Consider the following 11,240-nt stretch of genomic DNA (forward strand, 5'->3'; position numbering starts at 1 on the left):
CTAAATTTATTGCGAATTAATCATCTTCTGGCTACGCCCTTCGCAAGGCCCGGGTTCGGGGGAGCCACAGGCCGGGATTGGGACAGGATAAGGGACGCTGAGGTGAGAACACGTCTGGCGATCAGAACACACGCGCTTTTGGCGCGCTATTTCCCCGAAAGACGGCTGTTCCTGCGCAGCGACTCCGAGACACGGTTCATCCGACTGAGGTCGGGCACCCAGCTGGCCGCACTGGCCGGCACCACCGCCTTCGTCGGCTGGACGGCCGTCGCGACGGCGATCCTGCTGATGGACAGCATCGGCGCCGGCAGCATCCGTGACCAGGCCGCGCGCGAGCAGACCACCTACGAACAACGCCTCAACGCCCTGTCCGACGAACGCGACGCCCGCGCCGCCGAGGCGAACGCCGCGCAGGACCGCTTCAACACCGCGCTGAAGCAGATCTCGGCGATGCAGAGCGAACTGCTGGATTCCGAAGCCCGCCGGATGGAGCTGGAGACCGGGATAGAGGTGATCCAGGCCACGCTACGCGACGCCGTCACCGCCCGCGAATCCCTCGGCCACCGCCTGGCCGCGCTCGAAGCCGAGATCGAGACCGGCGAGGTCGCGCTGGCCCAGTCGGGCGCGTCGACCGAGACCGGCACTCTGGACATCCTGGTCGAGGCGCTGTCGAAGACCGCCGAGGAGCGCGACCAGATCGTCGTCGACGCGCAGGCCGCGCTGGTCCGCGCCGCCGAGATGGAAGCCGCCATCGAGCAGATGGAGGAAGAGAACGACCGCATCTTCAGCCAGCTCGAAGAGGCGATGACCGTGTCCGTGAAGCCGCTCGACAAGATGTTCGAGCAGGCCGGCATGGACCCCGACCGCATCATCAACCAGGTGCGCCAGAGCTATTCCGGCCAGGGCGGCCCGCTGACGCCGCTCAGCCTGTCGACCCGCGGCGCGCTGTCGGACGACACCGCGCGCGCCAACCGGCTGCTGGGCCAGATGGACCGGCTGAACCTCTACCGCATCGCCGCCGAGAAGGCGCCCTTCGCGGCCCCCACCACCACCGCCGTGCGCTTCACCAGCGGCTTCGGCCGGCGCTGGGGCCGGATGCACAACGGCGCGGATTTCGCCGGGCCCCACGGCACGCCGATCCACGCCACAGCCGACGGCGTGGTGACCTTCGCGGGCTGGCAGTCGGGCTATGGCCGCCTGGTCAAGATCCAGCACGAGTTCGGCATCGAGACGCGCTATGCCCACAATTCCAAACTGCACGTGAACGTGGGCGATAGGGTCTCGCGCGGCGAGCGGATTGCTGATATGGGGAATACCGGACGGTCCACCGGTACCCACCTGCACTACGAGGTCCGCGTCGGTGGCGAGCCCGTCAATCCCATGATCTACATCAAGGCTGCGAACGATGTTTTCTAAGAGCAAGATCAACGAGCCCGGCCCGCGGTCCGACGACGCCGCCAAGCCGGCCGCGCCGGCATCGCCCAGCCCGGCGGCGCAGGACTACAAGCCCGCCGCGCCCAAGGCGAAACCCCCGGCGTCGGTGCTGTCGAGCGATCTGCACATCACGGGCAACATCAAGACGACCGGCGACATCCAGGTCGAGGGCACGATCGAGGGCGACATCCGCGCCCACCTTCTGACCATCGGCGAGTCGGCCACGATCAAGGGCGAGGTCATCGCCGACGACGTGGTGGTGAACGGCCGGATCGTCGGCCGCGTGCGCGGCCTCAAGGTCCGCCTGACCGCCACCGCGCGGGTCGAGGGCGACATCATCCACAAGACCATCGCGATCGAGAGCGGCGCCCATTTCGAGGGTTCGGTCCAGCGCCAGGACGATCCGCTGAACGGCAACAAGGCGCGTCCGCAGCAGGCCGGCGGCCAGCCGGCGGCCGCCCCGGCGGCCACGCCGCAGCAGGCCGCGGCGCAGAAGCCCGCGCAGCGCACCGAGACCGCCGGCAACAACGGCTGAGTTTCGCTTCAGACAGATTTCAGGGGCGCCACGGGTTTCCGCGGCGCCCTTTTTCGTGGGCGGCACGGTTCGCGCGCGGCGCGGCCCCGGTCATTCCTGCAGTTCGGCATCCCAGTAGAGGAAGTCCATCCAGCTTTCGTGCAGGTGGTTTGGCGGGAACTTGCGGCCGAGGTTCAGCAGCTCCTGCGCGCCGGGGCGGCGCGGCGGCTTGCGCAGGGACATGCCCGCGCGCGTCAGGCTCTTCGAGCCCTTGCGCAGGTTGCACGGCGCGCAGGCGGCGACGACGTTCTCCCAGCTGGTGCGGCCGCCGCTGGCGCGCGGCACCACGTGGTCGAAGGTCAGCTCGCCCCGGTCGCCGCAATACTGGCAGAGGAATTCGTCCCTCAGAAAAAGATTGAAGCGCGTGAAGGCCACGCGCTTCCTGGGTTGGACGTAGTCTTTCAGCACGACGACGCTGGGTATTCGCAGCGTCATGGTGGGGCTTCGGACCACCTCGTCGTACTCGGCGACGATGTCGACGCGGTCGAGGAAGGCGGCCTTGATCGCGTCCTGCCACGGCCACAGCGACAGCGGGTAGTAGGACAGCGGCCGATAATCGGCGTTGAGCACGAGTGCCGGGTGGTGCCTCAGCGCCCCGGCGGACCGGGTGAAGGTGGTTCTGAAATCGCGCTCCATGCCGGGACTCGGCCTCCGCCCTGTCTGCTTTGTTCAAGCACCAGAGCGGGACACCCCGCCCCAGCTAGGATCACTATATCTCGCGCATGGAACCTGGCAAGCCCCGCTAGATAGAGTGTCCGTGGCCGGGATACCCACTGCCTGTGACATGGGCATGACGGGCGCGGCGCATCCGGGCGCCGGGAAGGGCCCGCGGCTCAGAAACCGCACTTGTCGCGCAGGAAGGCCAGCGCGACCGACAGGCCGTCCGGCGCGATGCCGTGGGCGGTGCCCTTCATGACGTGGGCGTAGACCTCTTTCCAGCCGGCCTTCTGCAGCGCCTCGGCGGCCTCGGGCAGCGATTGCGGCGGGACGACGTCGTCCTCGTCGCCGTGCACCAGCAGCACGGGCGGACGGCTGACCACCTCGTCGGTCAGCAGTTCCGGCGCCAGAAGCCGGCCCGAGAACCCGACGATGCCGGCGAGATTGTCCTCGCGGCGGGGGGCGACGTGAAGGGCCATCATGGTGCCTTGGGAGAACCCCACCAGCGCCACCTGTTCGGGCATCAGGTCCTCGTCGACCATCAGCGCGTCGAGGAAGGCGTCGAGGTCGGCGACCGCGCGGGCCATGCCGGCCATCGCCTCCTCTTCCGAGGAGCCGTCGATCCACGGGATCGGGAACCACTGGAAGCCCATGGGAGAGCCGGCGCAGGTCTCGGGCGCGTCGGGGGCCACGAACAGCGTGTCGGGCAGGTGTTCGGCCAGCGGGTCGGCGAGGCCCAGCAGGTCGGCGCCGTTGGCGCCGTAGCCGTGCAGGAACACGACGCAGGATCGCGTCTCGCCCGAGGCGGGCTCCTTCCGGCCGGTTTGCAGAACGCGGGTCACGCGATGCCCTCCCTTTGCTTGGCCACGTGGTAGTAGGCCCAGAGCGCGCGCGCCGCAACCGCCCGCCAGGGGCGCCAGGGCTCTGCCATCTCGCGGAAAGCGCGTTCCTTCGGGCGCTCGTCGAGGTCGAAGAGCAGCCGTGCGCTTTCCTGCAGCGCCAGGTCGCCCGGCGCGAACACGTCGGCGCGGCCCAGGCTGAACATCGCGTAGATCTCGGCCGTCCAGACGCCGATGCCCTTCACCGCCGTCAGCGTGGCGACCACGTCCTCGGTCGGCGCATGGCGCAGCGCGTCGAAGTCGATGCCGGCGCCCGCCAGCGCCTGCGCGTAGGTCGCCTTCTGGCGCGACAGACCCAGCGCGCGCAGGCCCTCGATGTCCGTCGACAGGATCGCCTCGGGCGTGGTCATGCCGGCGGCTTCCAGCCGGCCCCAGATCGCGCGGGCCGAGGCGACCGAGACCTGCTGCGAGACGATCGCCTGCAGCAGCTGGTCGAACCCGTCGGGCCGGCGGCGCAGCGGGATCGTGCCGGTCAGGTCGAGCGCGCGGGCAAAGCGCGGCTCGGCCCGCGCGAGCCATTCGCAGCCCTCGGCGATGCAGGCATCGGTCTGGATCAGGCGTTCCGTCAGCGAAGGATTGGCCGTCGCGAGCGGCTGGTCGATCATGGGCGGTCGGGTCATGGCGCACCTCCGGGTTGTAGCCAACCTAGTGGCGATGGGCGCCCGGCGAAACCGCCCGTGTCCCCGCGCCGCCGATCCGGCCCGCGAAACCGCGCCGCTTTGCCCCTTGCCCTGCCCCGCGACGCCGCCTAGCAAATGGGCATGAGCACAGTCCTTCCCCGCGCGCAGCGCAACGTCATCGTCCTTGTGGCGGCGCAGGCCCTTCTGGGCGCGCAGATGCCGATGATCTTCACCATCGGCGGGCTGGCCGGCCAGTCGCTGGCCAGCAACGTGTGCTTCGCGACGCTGCCGATCTCGCTGATCGTGCTGGGCTCGATGCTGTCGGCGACGCCGCTGTCGTGGTTCATGCAGCGCTTCGGCCGGCGGGCGGGCTTCTTCGTGGGCGCCTTGGGCGGCGCGCTGGGGGGCGCCGTGGGCGCGGTGGGGCTGTACCTGGCGTCGTTCCCGATCTTCCTGCTGGGCAGCTTCATGACCGGCATCTACATGAGCGCGCAGGGCTTCTACCGCTTCGCCGCCGCCGACACCGCGGACGAGTCGTTCCGGCCGAAGGCGATCTCCTACGTGCTGGCGGGCGGGCTGGCCTCGGCCATCATCGGCCCGCAGCTGGTCAAACTGACGGCGGATGCCTACGTGATCCCGTTCCTCGGGACCTACGCGGCGGTGATCGGCGTGAACCTGGTGGGCGCGCTGCTGTTCATCTTCCTCGACATCCCCAAGCCGCCGGTGCCGGCGCATGACGCGCCCACGGGGCGGTCGCGGCGCGAGCTGCTGGCGACGCCGCGCATCGCGGTGGCGGTGATCTGCGCGATGGTGTCCTACGCGCTGATGAACCTGGTGATGACTTCGACCCCGCTGGCGGTGGTCGGCTGCGGCTACCAGACCGGCGACGCGGCCGACGTGGTCACCGCGCACGTGCTGGCGATGTTCGCGCCGTCGTTCTTCACCGGGCACCTGATCGCGCGCTTCGGGGTCGAGCGGATCGTGGGCCTCGGCATGCTGATCCTGGCGGGCGCCGGGGTGGTGGCGCTGTCGGGCGTGGCACTCGAGAACTTCTTCGTGGCGCTGGTGCTGCTGGGGCTGGGCTGGAACTTCGGCTTCATCGGCGCGACCACGATGCTGGCGGGCGCCCATGCCCCGCACGAACGCGGCCGCATGCAGGGGCTGAACGACCTGATCGTCTTCGGCGGCGTGACGGTGGCGTCACTGGCCTCAGGCGGGCTGATGAACTGCTCGGGCGGGTCGGCGGAGCAGGGCTGGGTGGCGGTGAACCTGGCGATGCTGCCGCTGCTGGCGCTGGCGGGCGGATCGCTGATCTGGCTGGCGCTGCGCCCGCGCGAGGAACGCACAGCCTGAGGCTTCCCTAGAACCGGCCGGTCGCGGCCACCCAGGCGAGGCGCACGCGCACGCGGACCTCGGACGGGCGCAGGGTGCCCTCGGCCACGTGCGCGGGGTTGTCGATCGCGCGTTTCAGCACCGGGCCGGCCAGCCAGCCGGCGGTCAGCGCCGGCCGGGCAAGACGCGGCACGGCATGACGCGCGGCACGCGCCTCGTCGAGCCACGACAGGCCGCGCCGGGCCAGCGCCACGATGCCCTCGGGTCGGCCGTCGACCAGCGGGATGCGGTTCCTGGCCTGCAGGTCGGGCACCGCGCGCAGGTAAGCGGCCAGGCCTGCCGCGCGCCCCAGCGCCTGCGCCGCGCGGCCGTCGGTGTCGCCCAGGGCGTGGGCCGCGACGCGCAGCAGCGTGCCGCCCGTGGCGTCAAGATAGGCGTCGAGCGCCGCGTCGTCCTCATGCGCCTGCGGGCTGATGTCCCAGCGCCGCGCCTCGATCAGCGCGTCGAGCCGGCGCGCGGCGTCCGCGTCGAGCACGCGCGACAGGGGTGTGGCGACCTCGTGCCGGCGCACGCCCTGCCCTTCGGCGATCTCGTCCAGCACGTCGCGCCACCATTGCAGGCGCATCTCGGCGATCATCGGCTCGGCCGTCACCCACGGCGCACGGGAGACCTCGACGTTAAAGGCGTAGAGCGGGAAGAGTACGGCGCGCACCGGCACCGGGGCGGCCATCGTGGCGGCGAACCGGTCGGGGTCGCCACGCTCGACCAGCGCGGCGCAGGCCACCAGGTCGTCGTCGGAGAACGGGTCGGGGCTGGCTGCGCGGGCGATCAGAGAGTCTCCAGCCTGGCGGGATCGAAATCCGGGCCGGGGATGAGCTCGACGCCGTCCTTGGACATGCGCACCTCGACGCCGGCGTCGACGAGCATGGCCTTCATCCGGTCCACGGTAGAAAAATCCTTGGTCTGCTTCGCGGTCTCGCGCGCATCGGCCAGTTCGGTCTGGAATTCCTCGAGCATCAGGGCGGCGGCGTCGCGTTCGACGGCGCCATCGAAGACCCATGCGCCCATCGTCGCGTTGTCCTCCAGAAGACCGAGCATCCGGGCCGAGGCCGCGAAGTCGTTCACGGTCACGGCGGCAACGTCATCAGCCTGAGTGTTCTTCAGGGACCGCGCCATCCGGCGCAGTTCGGTGATCGCCTGCGGGGTGTTAAGGTCGTCGCGCAGAGCGGCCAAGACTTCGGCGGCGGGCGTGCCGGTCTGGTCGGCAGGATTGGCCAAGTCACGCCACGTGCGCAGTTCCCTTTCGGCCTCTCGGGCCTTCTCCTCGGTCCAGTCCATCGGCTTGCGGTAGTGCGTGGACAGCATGACGAAGCGGATGACCTCGCCCGGGACGCGCTGACCGCCCGGGCCGTGCCCGTCCAGCAGGTCGCGGACGGTGAAGAAGTTGCCCAGCGACTTGGACATCTTCTTGCCCTCGACCTGCAGCATCTCGTTGTGCAGCCAGACGTTGGCCATCGACGCGGTGTCGTTGGCGCAGCAGCTTTGCGCGATCTCGTTCTCGTGGTGCGGGAACATCAGGTCGTTGCCGCCGCCGTGGATGTCGAACGTGTCGCCCAGCAGCGCCTTGGCCATGGCCGAGCATTCGATGTGCCAGCCGGGCCGGCCGCGGCCCCAGGGGCTGTCCCAGCCGGGTGTCGCGTCGTCCGACGGCTTCCACAGCACGAAGTCCATCGGGTTTTCCTTGTAGGGCGCGACCTCGACGCGTGCGCCGGCGATCATGTCGTCGACCGTCCGGCCGGAAAGCTTGCCGTAGCCCTCGCGCCAGCTGTCGACGCGGAACAGCACGTGTCCCTCGGCGGCGTAGGCGTGGCCCTTGTCGATCAGCACGCCGATCATCTCGACCATCTGCGCGATGTAGGCGGTCGCGCGCGGCATGTGGTCGGGCTCGGCCACGCCGATGGCGGCCATGTCCTCGAGATACCAGCGGGTGGTCTCTTCGGTGATCTCGGCGATGGGGCGCTTCTCGGCGGCGGCGCGGGCGTTGATCTTGTCGTCGACGTCGGTGAAGTTGCGCACGTAGGTGACGTGGTCGCGCCCGTAGACGTGGCGTAGCAGCCGTGCCAGCACGTCGAAGACGATGGCCGGGCGCGCGTTGCCCAGGTGCGCGCGGTCGTAGACCGTGGGGCCGCAGACATACATCCGCACGTTCGTCGGATCGATCGGCGTGAAGGGCTCTTTCCGCCGGGTCTTCGAGTTCGTGAGCTGGATAGGGGGCGTGTTCATGCGGGCCAGTCCTTCGCGGCGGTCGCGGCGGGCTTAGCAAGTTCGCAGGGCCAAGGGAACCACCGCGCGGCGCGGAGCCGCCGCCGGACGGGCCGGCGGCGGGCGGCGTCTATTGCGACGCGCGTTCGAGCCGGCGGTAGGCGGCGACGTTCTCGTTGTGCTCGTCCAGCGTGGCCGCGAAGACGTGCCCGTCGGCGGGGTCGAGCGTGCGCGCCACGAAGTAGAGGTCGTTGGTCTCGGCCGGGTTCACCGCCGCCTCGATCGAGGCGCGGCCGGGATTGGCGATCGGCGTCGGCGGCAGCCCGTCGATGCGGTAGGTGTTGTAGGGTGTCTCGGCGTCCAGTTCCGACCGGCGCAGGCCGCGGCCCAGCACGCCCTGCCCGTTCGTCACGCCGTAGATCACCGTCGGGTCGGTCTGCAGGCGGATGCCGTCCTCGAGCCGGTTGGTGAAGACGCTGGCGACGCGGGGGCGTTCTTCGGGGACGGCGGTTTCCTTCTCGATGATCGAGGCGAGGATCAGCGCCTCTTCGGGCGTCTCGATCGGCAGGCCGTCGGCGCGGTTGGCCCAGGCCTCGGCCAGGATCGCCTCTTGCGCGGCCTGCATGCGGCCGATCAGCTCGGCGCGGTCGGCGCCCGGCGCGATCTCGTAGCTGTCGGGGGCGAGGCTGCCCTCGGCCGGGACCTCGACATCGCCGGTCATCACGTCGATCTGGCCCAGCTCCTGCACCACCTGCCAGCTGGTCACGCCCTCGGCCAGCGCGACGCGGTAGCGCGTGTCGGTCTGTTCCTTGACCTGCGCATAGGCCTCGGGCGCCTCGCCCTCGGCGGGGTCGAACTCGGCGCGTTCCTCGTAGCGGCCGGTGGCGGGGTCAAGCTCGCGCACCACGACGGTCGCATTGGCGATGCCGATGCGATAGATCACCTCGGTCCCGCAGGTCGACGCACCGCCGCGGGTGACGATATCGACGATCTCGCGCATCGACGCACCCTCGGGGACGAGGTAGCTGCCGGCCTTCAGCTGGTCGGTCTTGTCTGCATAGTCGGCGCCCAGCCGCAACAGCACCGGGTGGCTGATTGCGCCCTGCTCGCCCAGGTCCTGCGAGACGCGGCTGATGTTGGTGCCGCGCGGCACCTCAAGGCAGATCGCCTCGGCCAGCGGGCCGGGAACCGAATATTCGTTCTGCGCCCAGATCAGCGCGCCGCCGGCCAGGAAGACCGCGACCACCAGGAACGTGAGCGCGTTGGACGCGATGTGCCGCCACATGGTTTACGCCTTTCAGCCGGCCTGCCCGAAGAGCACGCTGGCATTGGTGCCGCCGAAGCCGAAGCTGTTGGAGAGCGCGTAGCGCACCTCGCGCTCGCGCTTGGCGTTCGGCGCGAGGTCGAGCTTGGTCTCGACCGCCGGATTGTCGAGGTTGATCGTCGGCGGCGCCACCTGGTCGCGGATGGCGAGGATCGAGAACACCGCCTCGATCGCGCCGGCGGCGCCCAGCAGGTGCCCGGTGGCAGACTTGGTCGACGACATCGTGGCCTTGCCGGCCGCGTCGCCCAGCATGCGTTCCACCGCCGCCAGCTCGATCGTGTCGGCCATGGTCGAGGTGCCGTGCGCGTTGATGTAGTCGATGTCGCCGGGCTGGATGCCGGCGTCGCGGATCGCGGCGCGCATGGCGCGCTCGGCGCCGTCGCCGGTCTCGGACGGGGCGGTGATGTGGTAGGCGTCGCCCGACAGGCCGTAGCCGCAGACCTCGGCGTAGATCTTCGCGCCGCGCGCCTTGGCGTGTTCGTATTCCTCGAGCACCAGAACGCCCGCGCCCTCACCCATGACGAAGCCGTCGCGGTCCGCGTCGTACGGCCGGCTGGCGGTTTCGGGCGCGTTGCCGCGCTTGGTCGACAGCGCCTTGCAGGCGTTGAAGCCGGCGATGCCGATCTCGGAGATCGCGGCCTCGGCGCCGCCGGCGATCATCACGTCGGCGTCGCCGTACTTGATCAGCCGCGCGGCGTCGCCGATGGCGTGTGCGCCGGTGGAACACGCGGTGACGACCGAGTGGTTCGGCCCCTTGAAGCCGTAGCGGATCGACACGTTGCCCGAGATCAGGTTGATCAGCGCGCCGGGGATGAAGAACGGCGAGACGCGGCGCGGGCCCTTGTCGCGGATCAGCAGAGCGGTCTCAGCGATCGAGTTCAGACCGCCGATGCCCGAGCCCAGCATCACGCCGGTGCGCTCGCGGGATTCCTCGTCCTCGGGGGTCCAGCCGGCGTCGCGCACGGCCTGTTCCGCGGCCGCGATGCCGAACAGGATGAACTCGTCGACCTTGCGCCGCTCCTTCTTGTCCATCCAGTCCTCGGGGTTGAACGTACCGTCCGACCCGTCGCCGTAGGGCACCTCGCAGGCATAGGTGGTGGCCAGATGGCTGGCGTCGAACTTGGTGATGGTGCCGGCCCCGGACTTGCCGTCCAGGATGCGGCTCCAGCTTTCCTCGACCCCGCAGGCCAGAGGAGTCACGAGCCCAAGACCGGTCACCACGACGCGCCGTTTATCCATCGCTCTGCCCTTCCCTCAACTTTGTCCGCTCGCTCTTAGCGCGACTGCCGGGGACGGGGCAAGGGCACCGGTGCGGCCGCCGCGCGGCGATCCGCCACCGGTCGCGGCGGGCTCAGGCCCAGTCGGGGCCGAGGTCCGCGCGGGCGCGGTCGATCCAGTGGTCGCGCAGCCAGTCGCAGGGTTTCGAGCGGCGGATGAGCGACCCGGTATAGCCCTCGACCGCCTGCGGCATCTTGGGCCGGCCGTGGAAACAAACCACGCGCGCGTCGGACGGCAGGCGCGGCGGGCGCAGGTAATTCATCGGGAACGGGTTGCAGTCGTACTTGAACGACACGACCCACTCGCCGGGGATGTAGGTGAAGACGCCGCGGTCCATCGCCTTGTGCGAGGTGTAGCGCTGCTCGGAGCCGCGCGCGGCCTCGACCTCGGCATACGCGTTTTCGGCGAGGCCGTCGTAGAGGAAGCCGTGCCGCGCCGGGTCGAACCGAAAGACCGAGCCGTGCCCGGTGGGCCGGCCCTTGCGCGCCTCGGTCCAGTCGTGGCGCATGGCGACCGTGCCGGGGGCGAGGTCGTGGATTTTGTCCAGCCCGCCAGTGATCACCACGTCGAGGTCGAATCCCAGCACCGGCCCCTCGAGATCGGGCACGAGGCCGGGGCGGAACAGCGAGACCTTGCGCATGGCGCCTTGCCGGTTGGCGACCGCCAGCGCGCGGGCCATCGGCTCGGCGAAAGGCTCGACCGGCAGCGGCAGGATCTCGATGTCGGGATGCAGGCCCTCGGCGTGCTCGGTCATGCACAGGAAGCGGATTGGGCGCTCCATGTTGCGCCGCACGCCGGAATAGAGCCGGTTGACGTATTCGGGGCCGAAGGCGGTGCCCCACTTGATGCACATGATGTTG

11 protein-coding genes are annotated in these 11,240 nt (G+C 70.0%); 3 read left to right on the forward strand and 8 right to left on the reverse strand.

Features of this window, described 5'->3' with window-relative positions:
* Positions 1-102: 102 nt before the first annotated feature.
* Both ACFDTC_RS04415 and ACFDTC_RS04420 read left to right on the forward strand, forming a co-directional pair.
* Positions 103-1,416: a DUF5930 domain-containing protein gene (locus ACFDTC_RS04415; RefSeq protein ID WP_375257661.1), complete on the forward strand. Its 1,314-nt coding sequence runs from the start codon at positions 103-105 to the stop codon at positions 1,414-1,416.
* Positions 1,406-1,969: a polymer-forming cytoskeletal protein gene (locus tag ACFDTC_RS04420; protein WP_375257662.1), complete on the forward strand. Its 564-nt coding sequence runs from the start codon at positions 1,406-1,408 to the stop codon at positions 1,967-1,969. The genes ACFDTC_RS04415 and ACFDTC_RS04420 overlap by 11 nt, the downstream gene beginning before the upstream one ends.
* A 90-nt stretch (positions 1,970-2,059) precedes the next feature.
* On the opposite strand, the gene ACFDTC_RS04425 is transcribed toward ACFDTC_RS04420, so the two are convergent.
* The 3 genes from ACFDTC_RS04425 to ACFDTC_RS04435 all read right to left on the reverse strand — a co-directional run bounded on the left by ACFDTC_RS04425 (position 2,060) and on the right by ACFDTC_RS04435 (position 4,184).
* A complete protein-coding gene (locus tag ACFDTC_RS04425; protein ID WP_375257663.1) occupies positions 2,060-2,644 on the reverse strand; it encodes an HNH endonuclease in 585 nt (194 codons plus the stop codon).
* A 197-nt stretch (positions 2,645-2,841) separates the two neighbouring features.
* The gene (locus ACFDTC_RS04430; protein ID WP_375257664.1) at positions 2,842-3,507 is read right to left on the reverse strand and encodes an alpha/beta hydrolase; all 666 of its coding nucleotides are present in this window, start codon (positions 3,505-3,507) and stop codon (positions 2,842-2,844) included.
* Positions 3,504-4,184, reverse strand: coding sequence for a DNA-3-methyladenine glycosylase family protein (locus ACFDTC_RS04435; protein ID WP_375257665.1), 681 nt, complete (start codon positions 4,182-4,184; stop codon positions 3,504-3,506). The genes ACFDTC_RS04430 and ACFDTC_RS04435 overlap by 4 nt, the downstream gene beginning before the upstream one ends.
* Before the next feature lie 141 nt (positions 4,185-4,325).
* On the opposite strand from ACFDTC_RS04435, the gene ACFDTC_RS04440 reads away from it, so the two are divergent.
* Positions 4,326-5,537 (forward strand): MFS transporter, encoded by a 1,212-nt coding sequence (locus ACFDTC_RS04440; RefSeq protein WP_375257666.1) that lies wholly within the window; start codon positions 4,326-4,328, stop codon positions 5,535-5,537.
* Positions 5,538-5,544: 7 nt separating this feature from the next.
* Here ACFDTC_RS04440 and ACFDTC_RS04445 read toward each other — a convergent pair whose 3' ends face one another.
* The 5 genes from ACFDTC_RS04445 to ACFDTC_RS04465 form a co-directional block, all read right to left on the reverse strand.
* Positions 5,545-6,300, reverse strand: a complete 756-nt coding sequence (locus ACFDTC_RS04445; RefSeq protein ID WP_375257667.1) for a squalene/phytoene synthase family protein — start codon at positions 6,298-6,300, stop codon at positions 5,545-5,547.
* Positions 6,301-6,344: 44 nt separating this feature from the next.
* Positions 6,345-7,799, reverse strand: a complete 1,455-nt coding sequence (gene cysS / locus ACFDTC_RS04450) for a cysteine--tRNA ligase (protein ID WP_375257668.1) — start codon at positions 7,797-7,799, stop codon at positions 6,345-6,347.
* A 109-nt stretch (positions 7,800-7,908) separates the two neighbouring features.
* Positions 7,909-9,063 (reverse strand): endolytic transglycosylase MltG, encoded by a 1,155-nt coding sequence (gene mltG / locus ACFDTC_RS04455; RefSeq protein ID WP_375257669.1) that lies wholly within the window; start codon positions 9,061-9,063, stop codon positions 7,909-7,911.
* Positions 9,064-9,075: 12 nt separating this feature from the next.
* Complete coding sequence (gene fabF, locus ACFDTC_RS04460; RefSeq protein WP_375257670.1) at positions 9,076-10,341, reverse strand: beta-ketoacyl-ACP synthase II; 1,266 nt, start codon at positions 10,339-10,341, stop codon at positions 9,076-9,078.
* A 112-nt stretch (positions 10,342-10,453) separates the two neighbouring features.
* A partial coding sequence (locus tag ACFDTC_RS04465) for a glycosyl transferase (protein WP_375257671.1) occupies positions 10,454-11,240 on the reverse strand: 787 nt, incomplete at its 5' end.

The sequence above is a fragment of the Citreimonas sp. genome (assembly GCF_042096055.1).
In the GTDB taxonomy this organism is placed as follows: Bacteria; Pseudomonadota; Alphaproteobacteria; order Rhodobacterales; family Rhodobacteraceae; genus Citreimonas.